The organism is Chelatococcus composti (genome assembly GCF_014201415.1).
In the GTDB taxonomy this organism is placed as follows: domain Bacteria; phylum Pseudomonadota; class Alphaproteobacteria; order Rhizobiales; family Beijerinckiaceae; genus Chelatococcus_A; species Chelatococcus_A composti.
In genome coordinates this window covers 359,179-377,735 of the sequence record NZ_JACHEH010000005.1, presented here as the reverse complement: position 1 = coordinate 377,735, position 18,557 = coordinate 359,179, and the positions used below count along the sequence as shown (strand labels likewise).

General features: G+C 65.4%; 17 protein-coding genes. All 17 read right to left on the bottom strand.

Annotation, left to right across the window (positions count from 1 at the left end; genetic code table 11):
- Window positions 1-55: 55 nt before the first annotated feature.
- Window positions 56-1,747, bottom strand: a complete 1,692-nt coding sequence (cydC, locus tag HNQ73_RS12990; protein WP_183335285.1) for a thiol reductant ABC exporter subunit CydC — start codon at window positions 1,745-1,747, stop codon at window positions 56-58.
- Window positions 1,744-3,495 (bottom strand): thiol reductant ABC exporter subunit CydD, encoded by a 1,752-nt coding sequence (gene cydD / locus HNQ73_RS12985; protein ID WP_183335284.1) that lies wholly within the window; start codon window positions 3,493-3,495, stop codon window positions 1,744-1,746. The genes cydC and cydD overlap by 4 nt, the downstream gene beginning before the upstream one ends.
- A 2-nt stretch (window positions 3,496-3,497) precedes the next feature.
- Entirely contained in the window at window positions 3,498-4,070 is a 573-nt protein-coding gene (locus tag HNQ73_RS12980) for a GbsR/MarR family transcriptional regulator (RefSeq protein WP_183335283.1), read from the bottom strand.
- 366 nt (window positions 4,071-4,436) lie between these two features.
- On the bottom strand, window positions 4,437-5,327 hold the full coding sequence (locus tag HNQ73_RS12975; protein ID WP_183335282.1) for a glycosyltransferase family 2 protein: 891 nt from the start codon (window positions 5,325-5,327) through the stop codon (window positions 4,437-4,439).
- Between the two features lie 68 nt (window positions 5,328-5,395).
- A complete protein-coding gene (locus tag HNQ73_RS12970; RefSeq protein ID WP_183335281.1) occupies window positions 5,396-6,475 on the bottom strand; it encodes a glycosyltransferase in 1,080 nt (359 codons plus the stop codon).
- Entirely contained in the window at window positions 6,472-7,365 is an 894-nt protein-coding gene (locus HNQ73_RS12965; RefSeq protein ID WP_183335280.1) for an alpha-1,2-fucosyltransferase, read from the bottom strand. Before HNQ73_RS12965 ends, HNQ73_RS12970 begins: the two co-directional genes overlap by 4 nt.
- 245 nt (window positions 7,366-7,610) lie before the next feature.
- Window positions 7,611-8,960 (bottom strand): glycosyltransferase family 4 protein, encoded by a 1,350-nt coding sequence (locus tag HNQ73_RS12960; RefSeq protein ID WP_210305199.1) that lies wholly within the window; start codon window positions 8,958-8,960, stop codon window positions 7,611-7,613.
- 15 nt (window positions 8,961-8,975) lie between these two features.
- Window positions 8,976-9,899, bottom strand: a complete 924-nt coding sequence (locus tag HNQ73_RS12955) for a glycosyltransferase family 2 protein (protein WP_183335279.1) — start codon at window positions 9,897-9,899, stop codon at window positions 8,976-8,978.
- On the bottom strand, window positions 9,886-10,836 hold the full coding sequence (locus HNQ73_RS12950) for a glycosyltransferase family 2 protein (protein WP_244650192.1): 951 nt from the start codon (window positions 10,834-10,836) through the stop codon (window positions 9,886-9,888). Before HNQ73_RS12950 ends, HNQ73_RS12955 begins: the two co-directional genes overlap by 14 nt.
- A gap of 167 nt (window positions 10,837-11,003) precedes the next feature.
- The gene (locus HNQ73_RS12945; RefSeq protein WP_338077628.1) at window positions 11,004-11,750 is read right to left on the bottom strand and encodes a cephalosporin hydroxylase family protein; all 747 of its coding nucleotides are present in this window, start codon (window positions 11,748-11,750) and stop codon (window positions 11,004-11,006) included.
- 10 nt (window positions 11,751-11,760) lie between these two features.
- Entirely contained in the window at window positions 11,761-12,843 is a 1,083-nt protein-coding gene (locus tag HNQ73_RS12940; protein ID WP_244650179.1) for a class I SAM-dependent methyltransferase, read from the bottom strand.
- Window positions 12,840-13,682 carry an NAD-dependent epimerase/dehydratase family protein gene (locus HNQ73_RS12935; protein WP_183335276.1) on the bottom strand — a complete coding sequence of 281 codons (843 nt, stop codon included), beginning with the start codon at window positions 13,680-13,682 and terminating at the stop codon, window positions 12,840-12,842. Before HNQ73_RS12935 ends, HNQ73_RS12940 begins: the two co-directional genes overlap by 4 nt.
- Window positions 13,679-14,902 carry a class I SAM-dependent methyltransferase gene (locus HNQ73_RS12930; RefSeq protein ID WP_183335275.1) on the bottom strand — a complete coding sequence of 408 codons (1,224 nt, stop codon included), beginning with the start codon at window positions 14,900-14,902 and terminating at the stop codon, window positions 13,679-13,681. Before HNQ73_RS12930 ends, HNQ73_RS12935 begins: the two co-directional genes overlap by 4 nt.
- Window positions 14,899-15,459, bottom strand: coding sequence for a dTDP-4-dehydrorhamnose 3,5-epimerase (rfbC, locus tag HNQ73_RS12925; protein ID WP_183335274.1), 561 nt, complete (start codon window positions 15,457-15,459; stop codon window positions 14,899-14,901). Before rfbC ends, HNQ73_RS12930 begins: the two co-directional genes overlap by 4 nt.
- Window positions 15,459-16,517: a CDP-glucose 4,6-dehydratase gene (rfbG, locus tag HNQ73_RS12920; RefSeq protein WP_244650176.1), complete on the bottom strand. Its 1,059-nt coding sequence runs from the start codon at window positions 16,515-16,517 to the stop codon at window positions 15,459-15,461. The genes rfbC and rfbG overlap by 1 nt, the downstream gene beginning before the upstream one ends.
- Window positions 16,514-17,287 (bottom strand): glucose-1-phosphate cytidylyltransferase, encoded by a 774-nt coding sequence (gene rfbF, locus HNQ73_RS12915; protein WP_183335272.1) that lies wholly within the window; start codon window positions 17,285-17,287, stop codon window positions 16,514-16,516. Before rfbF ends, rfbG begins: the two co-directional genes overlap by 4 nt.
- Window positions 17,287-18,555, bottom strand: a complete 1,269-nt coding sequence (locus tag HNQ73_RS12910) for an ABC transporter ATP-binding protein (RefSeq protein WP_244650174.1) — start codon at window positions 18,553-18,555, stop codon at window positions 17,287-17,289. Before HNQ73_RS12910 ends, rfbF begins: the two co-directional genes overlap by 1 nt.
- Window positions 18,556-18,557 lie beyond the last annotated feature (2 nt).

Here is an 18,557-nt window from a genome sequence, read left to right as displayed (position 1 = left end):
GGGCTCCCTGTGCTTGCGGCGTCGCCGGAAGGCGGCGCCTTTCGATCGAAAACAGTCAGTCTGGTCGCAGAGCGGCGAGCGCGGCATCGAAACCGGCGTCGCCGCGGGTGACGATTGCGGTGACGATCCCCCCCTCCATGATGATGAGACGGTCGGCGGCTTCCGCCTCGCGCCGGATGTGGGTTGCAACGACGACAGTCCGGCCTGCGGCGCGCGCCCACAGGCGGGTGAGGACATCGCGCGCCGTCGCCCCGTCGAGCCCTTCGGTTGGCTCGTCGAGAAGCCAGAGCGTTGTCGGGCGCAGCAGGAGCCGTGCAAACGCCAGCCGCCGCGCCTGCCCGCCCGAGAGGCCGTGGCCTCCTTCCCCGAGGCGGGTATCGAGCCCCTGCGGCAGCGCCTCCACGTCCTCGCGCAGGCCCGCGGCCTCCAGCACCTCCATGAGGCGGGCGTCGTCGGCCTGCGGATCGGCCAGGCGCAGGTTGTCGCGCAAGGAATCCTGGAACAGCTCGGTGCGCTGGGTGAGCAGCGTCGCGGCGCGGCGCGACACGCGCCCTTCCTGCGGCGCGACCTCGCCGGCGAGGAGACCGAGCAGGGTCGACTTGCCGGCGCCGCTCGGCCCCACGATGGCGATGCGCTCGCCCTCGGCGATGGTGAGGCTGACGGCGCCGAGCGCCGGCCTTTCCGCCCCCGGATGCCGGACGATGACGCCGTCGAGGCGGGCGGCGACGCCCGCAGGCGGAACATCGGCGGCGGCGGTCTGCACGGCCGGCGAGAGCCGCGGCGCGATGCGTTGGACGGCGACCAGCGTGCGGCCGAACTCGATGGCGCCGCGCCGCAGGGCGGCGAAGGGCTCGATGGCCGCGAGTGCGACGAGCAGGCCGAGAGCCGCCAGCGGCGCGTCGATGATGCCCTGCTCCGCCAGCCACGCCATCGCCACGAGCGTCGCGGCGAGCAGCAACGCCCCCGCCACCATGAAGCCGGCGCCGATGCACACCTCGATCCGGTTCAGCACATCGTCGCAGGCCGCAAGATAACCGTCGGCCGCCGTGAGGCCCTCCCGTCGTGCGGCGAGCTGACCGGCCATGATCCACTCGCTCTGGCCGCTCACGAGGTCGATGACGCGCGAGCGCAACACCTCGAGGCCATGCGCCCGGCGGCGCGCGTGGCGCCGCGCCGCCATGGCGGCGACGACCGGCAGGCCGAGGCCAGCAAGGATGAGGAAGCCCGCCGCGCACAGCCCGACGAGCGGCTGCATCAGCCCCAGCACGACACCCGTCACGACGGCCACAGCGCAGGCGCCGAACAGCGGCACGAAGACGCGCAGATAGAGCGAGTCGAGCGCATCGATGTCGAGCGTCAGGCGGAACAGCAGGCGCGCCGGGCGCTTCAGAAGCTCCCTCGCCGCGCCGCGCCGGGCCCAGCCGCGGAACAGCCGCTCGCGCAGATCGGCAAGCACGGCAAGTGTCGCCTCATGCGTCGTCAGCCGCTCGCCGTAGCGCGCGGCCGTCCGGGCCAGGGCGAGAAAGCGGATGCCGGCGGACGGCACGAAGACATCGAAGGCGAGCGCCGTGGCCGCCGACAGGCCCGCGATCCCCGTCGCGGTGATGAACCAGCCCGAGAGGCCGAGCAGGGCAACGCCGCACACAGCTGTGACGGCCGACAGCACGACGCCGATGAGCAGCATGGCGCGACTGCCGGAAACAAAGAGCCCCGCGACGGGACGAAGCTGGCGAACGAGCGCGATCATGCGGCGTCCTCCAGACGGGTAGCGGCAAGGTCGATGACGCGATCCATGCGCCCGGCGAGGACCGGGTCATGGGTCGCCACGATCAGCGTCCGCCCCTCGGAGAGGCGCATCAGCGCCTCGGTGATGCTCGCGGCGGTCTCGCTGTCGAGGTGCGCGGTCGGCTCGTCGGCGAGGATGAGGCGCGTCTGCGGCGCCACGGCGATGCGCGCGAGCGCCAGGCGCGAGGCCTCGCCGCCCGACAGGCCAACACCATTCTCGCCTACGGGCACGGCGCCCCGCCGCCGCGCCACCTCGGCGAGGCCGGCACTGGCGAGAGCCGCCTCGACCGCCGCCCGGCCGATGCCCTCCCGCCCCAGTCTGACGTTTGCCGCGAGCGACCCCGCGAAGACGTGCGGGCGCTGGCCAATGAGCGCGATGCCGCGGCGAAGGCGTGCGGCGCTGCGGGCCGTAAGCGGCTCGCCGGCGATGATGATGCGACCGCTCTCGGGCGTGACGAGGCCGGCGAGAAGCGCAAGCAGCGTCGACTTGCCGCCACCGCTCGGGGCCAGCAGCGCCACCCGCTCGCCCGGCGCGACCGTGAGGTTGAAATCGTCGAAGACTGGTTCGCCACGCCCCGGGTGGCTGAAGCGCAGCTTCTCGATGCGGACCGATGGCGCCTCAGCGGTCACGAGGGCCGGGGCCGGGGCCGGGTCCTCGTCCTCCGCTCCGGGCAGCTCACATCCCTTCCGCGACAGGCCCACGAGCGCCTCGAGCGCCGCCTCGCCGGCCGCCCGGTCGTGCCAGACGGCGGAAAGGTCGCGCAGCGGCTCGAAGAATGCGGGCGCGAGGAGGAGGATGAAGAGCCCCTCCGCGAGCGTGAGCGGGCCGCCCCAGGTGCCGAAGGGCAGCTGGCCGAGGAGGTGGAAGCCGATGTAGACGGCAACCAGCGCGACACCGAGGGCCGAAAACAGCTCCAGCACGGCCGACGACAGAAAGGCGATCCTGAGCACGGCCATAGTTCTGGCACGCAGGCTCTCGGCGTCGGCCCGCAGCCGCCGCGCAGTGACATCGACGGCATCGAGCGAGCGGATCGTGGCAAGGCCGCGCAGCCGATCGAGCAGGAAGGCGTTCATGCTGCCGAGCTCGACGAGCTGGGCCTCGCTCGCGGCCTTCGCACGCCAGCCGACAAGCGCCATGAAGACCGGGATGAGCGGCGCGGCGACGAGGAGCACGAGCGCCGCCGCCCACGACGAGGCAAAGACGACGAGAAGGATAACAAGCGGTACGATGCTCGCCCGCAGCCGCGCCGGCTGGAAACGGGCGAGATAGGGGACGACTGCCTCGGCCTGTTCGGCCAGTGTGCTGGCGGCAAGGCCGGCCGCCGGGCGTTCGATGTCGACCGGCGAGCGGGCGGCGAGCGCCGCCACAGCCTCCGCGCGCCACTGGGTAAGCACGGCACGCGCCTGGCGAAAGGCCACGCGGCTGCCGAGCGCGTCGAGAAGCGCGCGCGCGATGCCGATGGCGAGGACACCGGCCGCGTGGCCGAGAACGGACCCGGCACCTTCGCCGGCGACGATCGTCCCGACCGCCATGGCGAGCAGTCCGGCCTGCGGCACCCACAGCAGGGCGGCTGCCACCTGCAGCATCGCGCCCGTGCGCGTTGCGGCAGCCTGCCGCGTAGCCGCGGCGGCACGCCGCCCTTCCACCGGACGGACGGTGGCGGTCGTCGTCGCCGCGGGAGCGGTGCTGATCGTGCCGGCCTGGGCCATCGCTATTCCCCGTTCGCCTTCGGCTTCCTGCGGCCGATGGAGACGATTCTGTCCTTGGCTTCGAGCAGCTTCGTAATACGGGAGCCAAGGCCAAGGAGCGTGGCGAGCCGGTCGGTATCGAGTTGCTTGACGTCGTCATACCAGGTCGTCAGACGCTCGATCAGCCCGCACATCTCGGCCATGCGCTCCTGGGCGAAGCGTTCATCCTCGCTGCCCGGCTTTTGCATCAGGATCTCGCGCAGAACCGAGAGGGTCGGGTCGATCTCCCGCTTCTTCCGTTCCTCGGCGAGCGTCCGCAGGATCTGCCAGACGTCATCCGGCGTGGTGAAGAAGTCCCGCCGGTCGTTCGGCAGGTGCTTGAGCAGCACCAGGTTCCACGTCTGCAGCTCGCGCAGGCTCATCGAGACGTTGGAACGGGAGATGCCGAGCGCCTCGACGATCTGGTCGGCGCAGAGCGGCTGCGGGGAAACGTAAAGGAGCGCGTAGATCTGTCCGACGGTGCGATTGATGCCCCAGCGACTGCCCATCTCGCCGAAATGCAGGACGAAGGACTGCACGAGGGGGGGGAGGTTCATTGGTTCGCACCATCGGTCACGAGTTTCAGAATTTTCTGAAATGTCTATATGCCTTGCACCCTGCGTGGACAAGTGCGTAAGATTGCGTATATCCGTCGCCCCGCGGCAGGGACCGGCGCGTCCCTTCGACCGGTATCGCGACAGTTCCGACGGTGCCCCGGGGCAGGGCGACCCGCATTGACGCCGATCAAGGGTGCTCCGCGCGGTCAGCCCGCGGCAGGAACGCTGTTTTCAAGCGAACACAGGACGTGAGGCCGAGCTGAGGACGGAACAGTAAGGGCCGGAAGACAGCCGACACAGGCATTCGAGCCGGCGTTGATCCCGCGATGAATGGCCGGCAACGCCCTCTTGCCCGACGTTCGCGCATCAGCGCGGCATCGTGCCGAGGCATTTGCGCTTGAGGAACGGCCACAGGATGATGCGGAAGGCCTCGTTGCGCACCGGGGCAAGCATGAAGCTTTCTGCAAGATGCCGGATCGCCGCGAGATAGCGGCCACGCGCTGTCTCGTTGGAGGACCGCGCGAAGGCAATGGCGGCACGGAAGAGCCGGCCGAGGGTTTTCTCGCGTCGGGCCAGACGCTCCAGATGGTCGTCGACCATCAGGTCGAGCCCCTTGTCGACAAGGGCGGCATTGGCCGACGAATCACGCCAGACATCGGCGAGATACTCGTTGAGGTAGCCGAGCACCACCTCCGGATGGTCGGCCAGGCGCAGGAAAAGGTCCCAGTCCTCATAGCGCGGGTAGCGCAGGTCATAGCCGCCAACCGCCGTGATGAGGTCCCGGCGGGCGATCAGCGTCGAGCCGGGGCAGGTAAAGCACCCCCAGACGTAGTGCCCGATCTCCATGCGCGGCGGATAGGGCCGGTAGGCCGGCTCCACTTGCCCGTCTGGCCAGATGAGGGCGCAATTGGTGCAGCAGACGTTGGTGCCGTGCTCGGTCATAAACGCGAGCTGACGCGCGAGCTTCTCCGGCCGCCAGGCGTCGTCGCTGTCGAGAAACGCCACCCACGCGCCCTTCGCCGCGGCAATCCCGGTGTTGCGCGCGGCAGAGGCGCCGGCATTCGTCTCGTGCCGGACGATGCGGATGCGGTCCGCATACGGTGCGAGCACCTGCGCCGTGTCGTCGCTTGACGCGTCGTCCACCACGATGATCTCTCCGGGCACGAGCGTCTGCGAGAATACGCTTTCGAGCGCGCGCAAAATGCTATGCGCCCGGTTGTAGGTGGGTATGACGACGCTGATCTCGGAGGAATGCATCGGTTCGCAGGGTTCCATCAGGCTTGTGGAGGCTACTATGCCAGCCGTGCCCCGATGCCAAGGCCCGGCTAACGGTCGCCCCGCGACATAGCGCTTGCCCCAGCGCGCCGTAATTTTCCATGCAGAAGCTGCAGTGCAACGGTTGGATGCCGCATCAGTGCACGAATGACGAGCCGCAGCGAGGCGGCGCGCCGGCGGTGCGCCCAAAGTCCGCGTGCCGCGCGCATCAGGAAATGCGCCATACTCGAGTCCCGCTGCGCCTGCGCAGGCAATCGGTCATAATCGCGCAGGGCTTGCTCGATCGTCGGGACATCGGCGAGGGAGAGCATGTTGTGCCTGCGGACGAACAGCTCGGCATCCACAAACCCCCTGAGAGACGGGGGAAAGAGCTCGACCGTGCTCTCGTCGATCGCGGCGATGTCATCAGTCGGATCCGGCAGGCCTGCCATCCGGGCGCGATGGGCGAGACGCGCGACAAAGGCGGTCAGGGTCTGCTGCTGGCTGTGCTGGAACGACACCTTCTCAGCATGCTGCCGGTAATGCAGCACGGGCTCGGCAACATTCTCGAGGGCGTAGCCGGCATCGTGCATCCTGAGCCACAGGTCATAGTCCTCGGCGTGCTTGTATTGCCTGCGGTAGCCGCCAAGGCTGCTCACGACATCGCGCCGCATGATGACAGCCGGATGGGCGAGAGGGGAATCGCGCTCCAGGAGACGCAGCAGCTCTGCGCCTCCGGTTGGATAGTCGCCGCGGCGGATCGGCTTTCCGGCCTCGTCGATGAGGATGATGCAACCACCGACCGCCGCGAGATCGGGCCGGTTCTCGAAACGGTGGATCTGCAGCTCGAACCGCCGCGGCAGGGAAATGTCGTCCGCGTCCATGCGGGCGATCAGCGGCGCACGGGCGAGGGCGACGCCCCGGTTGAGCGTCTCGACCAGGCCGCGATTGTCCTGGTGGAAAGCCCGGATACGGGCGTCGCGGGCGGCATAATCGTCGATGATGGTGCCGCTGCCGTCCCGCGAGCCATCGTTGATGATGATGAACTCGAAGTCCGTGAAGGTCTGGGCAAGGATGCTCTCGATGGCCTCGGCCAGAAAGCGCTCGCCATTGTAGACCGGCAGAAGGACGCTGAGGGCCGGCGTGCTCATTTGAGGATGATCCAGCCTTCGGGGTAGAGGTCCATCACGTTCGTCGTCGCGAGCCTCTCCCTCGTGAACCACTGCCCCGGCGCGATCACCACCTTCTCCCGCGACGCGTTGAGCCACGCGCCCCACCAGGAATAGGAGCTGTTGGCGATGATGTGATGGTTGCAGCGCGCCATGAGGAACATGTCCTCCCAGCTGCGCTGCGGATCCGTGCGCACGACATGAGCGCGCGGCAGGTCGGCAAAGGCCTGCTCAACAAAGTCGGGCTCGTCCGAGAACAGGAAGAAGTCGGCCCCCTCCCCGACGAGACGCTGCATGAGTGCAATGGCCCTGCGGTAATAGCCCTCGCCCACTGCATTGTGGACGGCAGCCGCATGCGGGTTGCTGACATAATCTCCCCGCCGGACGTGCAGGGATACGCTGCAGGCCGACGCCGCGATGCGCTGCGACCATTCCTGCGCAGCGCGACCAAACGGCTCGACAGGCCGGAAACGCTCGCGCAGAACGGCCTCGCAACGGTCGAAATAGAGCGGGCTCTGGAAATAGCCCTCGAGCCGGATCTCCTCCCCCGAAAGGGCGAAGAAGTCCTTGTCGAAATGGAAGTGAGGCTCGCGATAGCCACCGCCGTGCGGTGTCCGCCACCGGGTCAGGCGCCGGATGACGCGCGCTGGCAAAGATCGCCTGTTGCGCCAGGGCTGCAGCCGCGCGGGGAGAATGTCCTGCGGTACGCACAGACGGTCGAGCTCGTAGTTGCGCAGGGGGTCGCTCTCGAAGGCCGACACGTCCATGAGCACGCGCGCCTGTCGCTCCTGCGCCAGCGCGCATGCGGCGGCATACTGAAACATCTGGTTGCCGAGCCCCCCGACGAGGCGAACAACGACGGTACTAGCCAACGAAACGGCTCCGATCATTCAGAAAAAGTGCCGCCTCACCCGCGACCGGTTAGAGACGCCAGCGCGACAGGATCGGGGACAACGAAGGCAGTCGCAAACCTCTTCTACTTCGTTAAAGCGCACGCCCTCGTACACGCCGTCCCGCCCGGGGGACTGGCGCAGCCAAAGGTCATCGGGCAGCGAGAGGAATTGGACAGTCAACATGGTCGCAGACCCACAGGAGGCCACCCGCTCATCCCTGGCCGTCACGCGTTCGGCGCCGCCCTAGGCCCGCGAAGAATTTCTTCGTACTGTTCGGATATGCGCTGCCACGTGAAATGAGCGCGCCAGGCGGCGCGTCCGCGCCGTCCCATCTCCTTCAGCTTCGCGCGATCCTCCATAGCACGCTGCATCGCCACGGCAAGCTCTGCCGGAGCAACCCGAGTGAAGCCCCACTCGTCGATCGGGGCGGGACATATCAGCCCGGCCCCCGTGCGGCGGGCGATCTCCTCCGCATTGCCGACGGGAACCGAGAGGAATGGCGTACCCGCGGCCGCCGCCTCGTACAGCACGAGTGGCGAGTACTCAATGTTGGAGGCGAAGACAAACAGGTCGGCCGTCCGGTAGGCATCGACCAGATCGGATCGGGGCAGGTCTACGAGCACAACCTGCTTGCCAAGCTGTGAAGTCGCGATCTGCGACCAGTAGCGGATCTGCCCCTCGACATCGCTCGCGCCACGCCCCTCGAGCCTCGCCCACACCCGCCGGGCGGTCGAGCGCAGCCCCCTCTCGCGTACGTTGCGCACGAGGTGCCGCCCCAGCTGGACGGCGAGCTGCCAGCGACCGGGTTGCCGCGTCGTGGCAAGACTCGGCTTGTTGCCGTTGATGATGAGCGTGGATGGAACGCCGCCGGTGTCCATTCGGGCGAAGGCCTCGACGGTTTCCGTGTGGCCCTTGATGCTCGTGAGGCTGCCCACCGACAGGAAGACGAATGCGTTCGCATCGACACCGAGGCGCGCCCGCAGGTCAGACCGTGGCTTGTCGTCCCCGAACTCCCGCTCGCACGCCCCGTTGGGGACGATGCTGAAGTTCCGCAAGCCGGCCTGCCGCACGAAGGCGATGTCACGGTAGTCCTCGGCGTAGAAAATGAAGTGGTCGATCTGGGGCAGCACGTTCCGCATCTGCTCGTAATAGGCTGCAAAATTCGGGTCGTAGAGCCGCGAGAAGCCGCAGGGGATGAAGATCTTGCGGCTGCTCAGGGCGCCCAGCACCGGCCACAGGGCGTCGAAGGTCCATTGCTGCGCCGCCTTGATGAGCACGGCATCGGCGCCGAAGCCTGCGACAAAGCTCCGGTAGCGTTCCACCTCCCCTTCCAGCCCCGAGACGAGGTTACCGGTGACCGCGAACTCCTCGATCGTGACGCCGTTGTGGACGCGGGTTCTCCTGTCCGGAAGCGCCGTGGTCGCGACGGTAACCTCGTGCCCACGTTCGACGAGGCGCTCCGCAACCTGACGCATCACCTCCTGCACGCCACCGACGCTCGGATGGTAGAATTCACAGCAAAAGAGAAAGCGCATGCCGGCGGAAGCTCCTGCTTGACGGAAAGAGACCGTCATGAATCCGGGTTCGCATCACGAAGAACGCCCCAGACGGTTGATCGCACGCTGCGGAAGGGACAACACCTTCGTCACCTGCTCCCGCGTTTGCAGCTCCCATCGACGCCGCCCCATCGCCGTTTTCACGATCATGCTCGTCGCACGATCCGGCATCCCTTTGCAAAGGCTGCGGGTATAAGCTTCGTGGACAGGCAGCGGGTAGTGGCCACGACACTCCACCTGATCATAGCGCCTGGCCGCGAGCGCACGGGCCGTCTGCTGGTCGCTCTCGCTGAGAACCCGTTTCAGAAGGACCTCATTGTGTACCCACAGATATCGGGCACGGGCGAGCGCGGCCGCGACGAAAGCCATATCCGCACCCCACCCGTCGAGGATATCGGGGATGCGGCAGACCGTCTGCAGGAGCGGCGTGCGAAAGACCGAATAGATCATGTTCGCCTTTCCATCCGCCTCACGGGCACGGATGAAGTTGCGAAGGCGCTGCCGGCGATCGGCAACGGCAAATGGGGCGAACGACCCGTATTCGCGCAGCTGCTGCCCTTCGGCATCAATATTGACCACCCGCCCGCCGGCAAAGCCGGCGTCAGGATGGGCTTCAAGCTGCGCCAGACACGCGCTGATATAATTGCTGCTCCACTCGTCATCATGGGCAGCCCACATGAAGTAGGGCGTGGCGGCCTGCTCAGCCAGGTAAAGGAAGTTGGCGACAGCTCCGAGATTGCGCTCGTGACGCACCAGCCGGATTCTCGCGTCCAGCCGGCAGAAGGCATCCACCACGGCACAGGTGCCGTCTGTGGAGCAATTATCCGCGACGATCAGCGTCCAGTCGCGGAAATCCTGCTCGAGCAGCGACGACAGCGCACGCGCAATGAAACGCTCGCCGTTGTAGACGGGCATGCCGACAGTGAGTGACGGCGCGTTCGGCTCAACCACCTGCATGACGCACGCGCGGTTTATAACCAAGAAGCAGATATAGAAAATGCCGAAGAAGCCCGCTTCGCGCGACAGCTTGGAGATCCGTCCTCTCCCTGTCAGGTAGAGGCAAGAGCGCAAGGGCGCTGTCAATATGGTTCAGGGCTTGGCTGTGATATCGCCACGTCCCCTTGATAGCACCCCAACTGGACAGCCGACATGGCGCTGGAAGGCGCCCGCCGCGCAGCTCCCATTTCACCTGAGCATGCACCTGTGCCGGCGCCTGCTTGTACAGCCCGACCTCAGGCATCACGAGTATTTCTCCGCGATATGCCACGTAGAGTAAGATCGGGATCTCGTTGAGGGACAGCAGACCCGTCTTCTCCCAGAATATCTCGCCATCCTGGATCAGAGCTTCCTTGCGGAAAAGCCCATAAACCAGATTCCCGAAATTATATTTCAACATGTGGCGCAGGCGGTCCACCGGCCCTTTGGCAAGCGGGCGACGGAATGCTTCGCCTTCGGGCAGGAACTCGAGCAGCTCGCCCTCCGGCGTCACATACTGAGCCTCCGATGAGGCGAGCACCAACGCTGGATCCTGCCGCAGCCGCTGAACGGCGCGCTCCACGAACCAAGGTTCAATATAGTCGTCGTCTGCCGCCCACATGAAGAATGGAGCACGAGACTGTTTGACAACAAAAAAGAAATTCTTGGAAGCGCCGATATTATCCGCCTGTCTGAAATATCTAATGCGTGAATCTTTTTCACAGAATTCTCGCATTACCTGCTCTACTGCGGGGTCCGGTGACGCATTATCGGAGACAATGATCTCGATATTCTTCCAGCTCTGGTCCAGAAGGCTCTTCAGCGTCCGCGCAAGCGAACGCGGCCGATTGAAGGTGGGCACCCCAATGCTAACCAGCGTGTCTTGCGCGACCGCATCCTGTCGAGCATCACCAACCATCGTCACCTGTTCTCCCGAACAACCCGAACCGGACCGGCCATTCTCGTCACGCTAGATCGCTCTCATTATTCTGGGACAAGGCCCAGGCCTTCACCGCGCAGTACCATTTACTTTGCCTTGCAACGCTCTACTGCCTCCCAGCTCCCCTGCCACTGGCAACTTTCTTATTACCGGCTCCGCCGCAGATAGCCGTCCGGTGCGACCGTCAGCAGCAGCTTGTTCTGGATGTCGCGGTCGATCTCGAACTCGGGGTGCGACTTCAGGTATTCGTGGACGGCCGTCTTCGGGTTGTTGCCCGGCCCCCAGGGACGGTCGGGGAACATCGACTTCGGCATGTCCTCGACAACGGTGTCGAACACCACACAGTAGCTGCCGACGCTGGTCAGCGGGGCGTAGGCTTCGAGCTCGGCCAGCACGTGCTCGTGCGTATGGTTGCTGTCGAGGCAGACAAGCACGCGCGAGTAGTCCCTGGCGAAGGCATGCACCTCGTCGACCACCTCCGGCGCGATGCTGGAACCCTGGATCATGCTGATGCGCGAGGCCATGGGATGCGCCTCGATTGCGCGGCGGTTGTGCTCGCGGATGTCGATGTCGATGCCGAGCACACGGCGGCGAGAAACTCTGGGATCGAGCGTCGTTGCGTCCCTGGTCGCATCCACAAGGTCGAGCAGGGCGAGCATCGACGCACTAAGGATCAGGGAGCCACCGTGAGCGATTCCGGTTTCGATAATGAGATCCGGCTTCACCTGCCAAATCAGTTCCTGCATGGCCGTGATATCCTGCGGATACTGGATGATCGGTCGGCCAAGCCATGAAAAATTGTAGGAATACCTAGCCCGCAGGGATTCGCGCATGAAGGCCGTCGCTGCCTTCTGCAGCTCGTGGTCCTCCGCGTTCGCCGCTAGCCGCGACATCACTTCATCCTCAAAGGTTGTCATCTTCGACCTTCAAATACTCATAAGCGTGGTTGGACATGTCCTTGATCTCGGCAAGATAATTCGGGTTCATGACGTAAATGGTGGACCCCGGCGGGAGTGCAGACAGCGCCTCCGCCGGTGACTGCGCGCGAAGACCCGTGCCGGGAAGATATCGGCCTTGTTTGGCCGGATTGATGTCAATGACGGTCTCGATCGGCCGTCCCGCTCGCTCCCGATGCAGTGCAAAGATCACGCCTTTCGAGGCGCCGCCCCAGATCGCAGCCGGCCGCGCTGTCCGCTCATCGTGGCGCAAAGTCGCTGCCAGAGACGCCAGGAAGTCACTGGGAAAGGACACCGCGTGCGCCGGCTCGAAGCGCGGCGTGCGGAGCGTAGCCAGATCCGCCACCACATAAAGGTATTGCCCGCCGAACAGATGACCGCTCTCGACAATCCGCCCGAACATGCGTTCGAAATCCGAAATACGGAAATAGTTTACATGTTCGTAGAAGATGTCGAACCACGAGCGATGCTGGCAGATCCACTCGAAACAGGGCACCTCGATATAGATTAGCCCACCTCCTCCATTCGCTCGGGCGATGGCGGATAGAAAGTCAAACGGCCGTGCGATATGCTCCAATACGTGACGCAGAATAAGGCCCGTCGAGCGAAGCCCTTGGTTTTCATCGAAATAGGTCTTGCGAATGCGCGGATTGGTGCCCTCGTAGGCCGGATCATGCCCCCAGATGTCGAAGCCGCGTCGCTCCAGCATTTCGAGAAAATAACCTTTGCCGCATCCCACCTCCGTGATCTGCCGACGACCGAGCAGACGCTCGACGATATCCGCAACCTCTTCAAGATGAGAGCGGAATTGAGCACTAAATCCCTGTTCGTTCTGATAGTTCCCATCGTAATTGAGCTTCGCCGGATCAAAGGCGCTATTATAGATGAGCCCCGTCTCACCGTCCTCGACGAGAACAACGTTTCCTTTAGGACAGCTGCGTGCTTCTTCTCTGCTGTCATACATGCGGTTCTGAAAAACCGGCAGGTCGTCGAACCGGCACAAGATGCGATTATCGGGTCTTTTGTTCATGCTGGCCTTGCTCCGGGGCGTCCCACGACGCATGGTGGATCGAAGTCGTTGTTGGGTCGCGCCCCGAACCGAAGCAGGTCGCGACGGCCATATTCATCTGCCACCTGCTCGACCAGCTGGCGGACGGTCCGCGGCACTCCCGAGCAGACGTTGAAGGCGCCCGTCTCGGCCCCAAGGCTGATATCAACAATCATACGCGCCGCTTCTGCTACGTCGATAAAATCCCTGATCTGGTTGCCGTCGCTGAGGTCTACGGGCAGCCCAGCTGCAAGCTGGCGCCGAACATGGGGCAGAAGCCGATCCTCATGCTCACCCGCTCCATAGAGATAGAACAGTCGGCACCAGGCAAATGAGACCCCGAGCTCGGCGAACAGGGCCGATAACAGCAGGAAGCTCGCCGCCTTGGCGCTGCCATAGAGCGTGTGAGGGCGCAGCGGAGTGTCGATCGAGAGCAGGCACTGGTCGACGTCATACTCGGCGCAGGTCCCGATACCGACAAACCGGGATACCCCTGCCTGCGCAGCGCCTCTAGCAAGACGAAGAGTGCCTTCGACACAGGCCAGGTTCTCCGTCGCCCGTTGATAACGACCAGGCACCGTATACCAAGCGAGGTGGATCACGGTGTCGATCCCGGCGCAGGCTTGCGTCCACCATTCCAGGGATTCAGCAAAGAGATCGTTCGTTTGAAGCCTACGGCAATGGGCCCCCTCGCCGTCGACAACGACCGGATGCGACGGACGTTCCGTGAAGGAAACGACCTGACCGCGCGACAGAAGCTCGCGCACGACATGCCGCCCTACGAAACCTCCCGCCCCGGTAACAAGAACGTTTCTGGTCATCGAACCTCCAGGCACGGAACGGCCGTAACGAAACGGGTGCCGGCTTCGGCGAGATCCCGGCATTGCTCCCGTACCTCGTCCGCGATGTTCCACGGCAGGATGACGAGAAAGTCGGGTCGCTCGGCGCGCAGCTGCGACGGCGCGACGATGGGGATGTGGCTGCCGGGCATGAACTTGCCCTGCTTGGCAGGCGCCGCGTCAGCGACGAGCGGCAGAAGATCGGGCCTGACGCCGCAGAAGTTGAGCAGCGTGTTGCCCTTGGCGGCGGCGCCGTAGGCGGCGACGCGCTTGCCGGCCCGTTTCTGCTCCAAGAGAAAGCTGAGGAAGTCGAGCTTGATGCGCTCGGCCCGTTGCTGGAAGGAGAGGAAGGTCGACAGCTCCTGCAGCCCCCCCTCCCGCTCCCGCGCCAGCACGTCACGCACTGCCGCCGTGGTCGGGCGCCTGTCGTCGGCGTGGCAGCCGAAGACCCTGAGGCTGCCGCCGTGTGTCGGCAGCTGCTCGACATCGAAGACCCGCAGGCCAGCGGCCTCGAAGATGCGCCTCACCGTACCAAGCGACAGATACGAGAAGTGCTCGTGATAGATGGTGTCGAACTGACCCAGCCGCACGAGGTTCAAGAGGTGCGGGAACTCCAGCGTGATCGTGCCGCCCGGCTTCAGCGCCTCCTTCAGCCCGCGCGTGAAGTCGTTGATGTCCGGCACGTGAGCATAGACATTGTTGCCGGCAATCAGATCCGCCCGGCGGCCTTCCTGCCGCAGGCGCGCGCCGAGCGCCTCGCCGAAGAATTCGCGCAGCACGGGCACACCCAGTGCCTCGGCGGCCGCCGCCGTGCTCGCCGTGGGCTCGATGCCGAGGCAGGGAATGCCCCATTCGACGAAATTCCGCAGGAGATAGCCGTCGTTAGAGGCGACCTCGATCACGAAGCTGCGCCCGTCGAGGCTGAGGCGCGAACGCATGTCCTCACAATAGCGCCGGGCATGCGCGAGCCACCCCTTCGAGGTGCTGGAAAAATAGGCGTACTCCGCATTGAAGAGCTCGTCGGCGCGGGTAAAGTCCTGCGTCTGGACGAGCCAGCATTCCGTACAGACGAGCACGCGCAGGGGATAGGTCGTCTCCGGTCGGCGCAGATCATCCTGCGTCAAATAGGCGTTCGACGGCGGCGCATGGCCCAGATCGACGAAGCTGTGCTCCAGCGGAGCCGAGCAGTGACGACATCTCATAGGATCACCCCCGCGTACGACGGCTCAAGGAAGGGCCGTGTCGCATCCCGCTGCGACAGATCCGCGACCGGCAGCGGCCAGGCAATGGCGAGCCGCGGATCCTGCGGGTGGAGCCCCGCCTCGGCCTGGGGCGAATAGGGCGCGGAGTGGCAATAAAGCAGCTCGGCTCCGTCCGACATCACCTGAAATCCATGCGCGAAGCCTTCCGGAATGAGCAGGGCTCTCGCATTCTGCGCCGACAGACACTCCGCATGCCATTGCAGGAAGGTGGGCGAGCCCGCCCGCAGATCAACCGCCACGTCCCACACCTCACCCTTCAGGCACGAGACCAGCTTCATCTCGGCGTACGGCGGCAGCTGGAAGTGCATGCCCCGCACGGCGCCCTGCCTGACCGTGCACGTGTGATTGATCTGCACGACAGGCTTGCGCCAGCCTGCCGCAGCCAGTTCCTCGCTGCAGAACAGCCGGGCGAGAAAACCGCGCGCGTCGCTCATTAGCCGGCGCTCGACGAGCTTCAGGCCCGGCAGGGGCAGCTCCGTGACAGTGAACCGGCTCATCAGGCACACTCCCAGGCCGCGATGTCATCCTCGCAGAGGGCGCGCGCCGGTGCGCCTTCCTGAAGGCGCCGGTACCAGACCACCGTCCGCCGGACAGATTCCTCAAGGTCCCAGCGCGGCCGCACGTCCAGCAGCTCCCGCGCCTTCGCCGTCTCCAGCGTCAGGCGCCCGGCCTCGTGGGGCCCGGTATTCTCCCCGTAAACAACATCGGCCGCGCCCCAGGCACAGCGGGCAATCTCGATCACATCACGCACGCTCGCACTTTGGGACGTGTCGGGCCCAAAGTTCCACGGCCCCGCGAGATCCGGCCGTTCCCACAACGCCTGTGCCAGCACGAGATAGCCGACCAGCGGCTCAATGACATGCTGCCAGGGCCGCACCGACGCGAGGTTGCGAATGACGAGCGCCTTGCCCGCCTGCCAGGCGCGGACGGCATCGGGCAGCAGCCGGTCTTCCGACCAGTCGCCGCCGCCGATAACGTTGCCGGCCCGCGCGCTCGCCAGCGCAATCCCCGCCTCGCGCAGAAAGGCACTTCTGTAGCTGGCGATGGCAATCTCGCTGGCGGCCTTGCTGGCGCTGTACGGATCATGCCCGCCGAGCGCATCGACCTCGCGGTAGGGCCATGGCCATTCGCGGTTCTCGTAGACCTTGTCGGTCGTCACCATCACAGCGACGCGGCAGTCCGCGGCGCCGCGCAGGGCCTCGAGCAGGTGCACCGTGCCCATCACGTTGGTGGCGAAGGTCTCGACCGGCTCGCGGTAGCTGGCCCGCACGAGCGGCTGCGCCGCCAGGTGCAGCACCACCTCCGGCCGCGCCTCCCGCACGAGCCGCGTCAAGGCCTCGCGGTCGCGAATGTCGCAGAAGCGGCTGTGGCAGATGTCGCCAACGTCGGCCACCTCGTAGAGGCTGGGCGTCGTGTTCGGCGCAAGGCCGATGCCGGTCACCTCCGCCCCAAGACGGTGCAGCATCATCGCGAGCCAGCCGCCCTTGAAGCCGGTGTGGCCGGTCAGCAGCACACGCCTGCCGCGCCAGAATGTGCGAGACGGCACCGCGCTCATTGCCATGTCTTCCATGGCGCAGCGCCGGAAGCCCAGAGCTCCTCGAGCATGTTCTTGTCTCGCAGGGTGTCCATCGCGGCCCAGAAGCCGTGATGCTCGTAGGCCATCAGCTGGCCTTCAGTCGCGATCTGCACCAGCGGCTCGCCTTCCCAGCTCGTCCTGTCACCCTCAATGTAGGAGAGCACCTTGGGCGAGAGGACAAAGAAGCCGCCGTTGATCATGCCGCCGTCGCCGCGCGGCTTCTCGACGAAGCCGCGCACGACGTTGCCCTCGCGCTGGAGCGCGCCGTAGCGGCCGGGCGGCGCCACCGCCGTCACCGTGGCGAGCTTGCCGTGCTCGCGGTGGAAGGCGATGAGGCGCCCGATGTCGATATCCGCGACGCCGTCGCCATAGGTAAAGCAGAAGGCCTCCTCGCCCTCGAGGTATTCCTTGACGCGTTTCAGGCGCCCGCCGGTGAGCGTGTTCTCGCCCGTGTCTACCAGGGTGACGCGCCACGGCTCCGCCGTCTGCCGGAGCACGGTCATACGGTTCTCCGCCATGTCGAATGTCACGTCCGACATGTGCAGGAAGTAGTTGGCGAAATATTCCTTGATCACATAGCCCTTGTAACCGCAGCAGATCACAAAATCGTTCACGCCATGGGCGGAATAGATCTTCATGATGTGCCACAGGATGGGCTTCCCGCCGATCTCCACCATCGGCTTGGGCTTGAGATGCGTCTCCTCCGAGATACGCGTGCCCAGCCCGCCTGCCAGGATCACCGCCTTCATTATCTTGTCTCCTCGATGGTCCACTTCAGGCGCGGACGCACGACGCCGGGCATGACGTTGACATAGCCGTGCCGCCCCACGCTGCCCTCCATGGGGTCGCGCACGTTGAAGGTCAGCGCGCTCTGCTCGAAGAAATGGAGCACGGGCCCTTCCGTATAGGACGTGATGGCCAGGCCGACGAAATAGCTGCCCTCGTTCAGGAAGTCTCCCGGGATGTGGCATATCGCCTCGTAATCGCCCGGTGGCAGTGAGACGGGGGCGTCTGGCGTGCTGACGAAGGCATAGGTGCCGCCGGGGATGACGAAATGGAAGTTGGGGATGAAGGCGATGTCGCTGCGGCGTCTGACGCGAAAGCCCATGCGCACAGCGACAGGCCTGCGGATGTCAACCTCCAGAGTGGCCCGGCCATTTTCGTCGATGACCTCGCCGTAGAGAAGCTGGACATCATCGTCGCCGACCACCTTGCCCTGGCTCGCGAAATCGGCGCGACCGCTGAACTCGCCGTCCCCGCCGAGATATTCGAGGATAACCTCGGACGGCGTGCCGTCCTTGCGAATGCGGCCCCTGTCCAGCAGGATGCAGCGGCTGCACAGTGACGTGACGGTCTGCATGCTGTGGCTGACGAAGAGCACCGTCCGGCCGCTACCGCTGATATCCTGCATCTTGCCGAGGCACTTCTTCTGGAACTCGGCATCACCGACCGCCAGAACCTCGTCGACGATCATGATTTCGGGGTCGAGATGCGCCGCTACCGAGAAGGCGAGGCGCATCTTCATGCCGCTCGAATAGCGCTTGATCGGGATGTCGAGAAAATCGGCGACACCGGCAAACTCGACGATCTCGTCGAAGCGCGCACGGATCTCGTGCTTGCGCAGGCCGAGGATGGCGCCATTGAAGAAGATGTTCTCACGCCCGGACAGCTCCGGGTGGAACCCGGTGCCGACCTCGAGCAGCGAGCCGACGCGCCCGCGGATCCGCGCCTGCCCCTCGGTGGGAGACGTGATGCGCGACAGCACCTTCAGCAGCGTGCTCTTGCCGGCGCCGTTGCGCCCGACAATGCCGACGACATCGCCTTCCCTCACCTCGAAGCTGACGTTGCGCAGGGCCCAGAAATCCTTCGCAGCCCTTGCCTCGATGACCGGCTCGCGCCGGAGGAAACGGCGCGCCGCGTCCGCCATCACGTCGCGCAAGGTGCTGTAGGCCGGCGCTGCCGTGTTCGCCAGCGAATAGCGCTTGCCGAGATTTTCGACCGTTATGACGCTCGACATCA

Coding starts and splice junctions, on each gene's coding strand:
- HNQ73_RS12955 (WP_183335279.1), bottom strand. CDS start 9,899: ATGCAGGTGGTTGAGCCGAACGCGCCGTCACTCACTGTCGGCATGCCC.
- rfbG (WP_244650176.1), bottom strand. CDS start 16,517: ATGAGCGCGGTGCCGTCTCGCACATTCTGGCGCGGCAGGCGTGTGCTG.
- HNQ73_RS12910 (WP_244650174.1), bottom strand. CDS start 18,555: ATGTCGAGCGTCATAACGGTCGAAAATCTCGGCAAGCGCTATTCGCTG.
- HNQ73_RS12960 (WP_210305199.1), bottom strand. CDS start 8,960: ATGACGGTCTCTTTCCGTCAAGCAGGAGCTTCCGCCGGCATGCGCTTT.
- cydD (WP_183335284.1), bottom strand. CDS start 3,495: ATGGCCCAGGCCGGCACGATCAGCACCGCTCCCGCGGCGACGACGACC.
- HNQ73_RS12940 (WP_244650179.1), bottom strand. CDS start 12,843: ATGAACAAAAGACCCGATAATCGCATCTTGTGCCGGTTCGACGACCTG.
- HNQ73_RS12930 (WP_183335275.1), bottom strand. CDS start 14,902: ATGAGATGTCGTCACTGCTCGGCTCCGCTGGAGCACAGCTTCGTCGAT.
- cydC (WP_183335285.1), bottom strand. CDS start 1,747: ATGATCGCGCTCGTTCGCCAGCTTCGTCCCGTCGCGGGGCTCTTTGTT.
- HNQ73_RS12950 (WP_244650192.1), bottom strand. CDS start 10,836: ATGGTTGGTGATGCTCGACAGGATGCGGTCGCGCAAGACACGCTGGTT.
- HNQ73_RS12945 (WP_338077628.1), bottom strand. CDS start 11,750: ATGTCGCGGCTAGCGGCGAACGCGGAGGACCACGAGCTGCAGAAGGCA.
- HNQ73_RS12935 (WP_183335276.1), bottom strand. CDS start 13,682: ATGACCAGAAACGTTCTTGTTACCGGGGCGGGAGGTTTCGTAGGGCGG.
- HNQ73_RS12980 (WP_183335283.1), bottom strand. CDS start 4,070: ATGAACCTCCCCCCCCTCGTGCAGTCCTTCGTCCTGCATTTCGGCGAG.
- HNQ73_RS12970 (WP_183335281.1), bottom strand. CDS start 6,475: ATGAGCACGCCGGCCCTCAGCGTCCTTCTGCCGGTCTACAATGGCGAG.
- rfbF (WP_183335272.1), bottom strand. CDS start 17,287: ATGAAGGCGGTGATCCTGGCAGGCGGGCTGGGCACGCGTATCTCGGAG.
- rfbC (WP_183335274.1), bottom strand. CDS start 15,459: ATGAGCCGGTTCACTGTCACGGAGCTGCCCCTGCCGGGCCTGAAGCTC.
- HNQ73_RS12975 (WP_183335282.1), bottom strand. CDS start 5,327: ATGCATTCCTCCGAGATCAGCGTCGTCATACCCACCTACAACCGGGCG.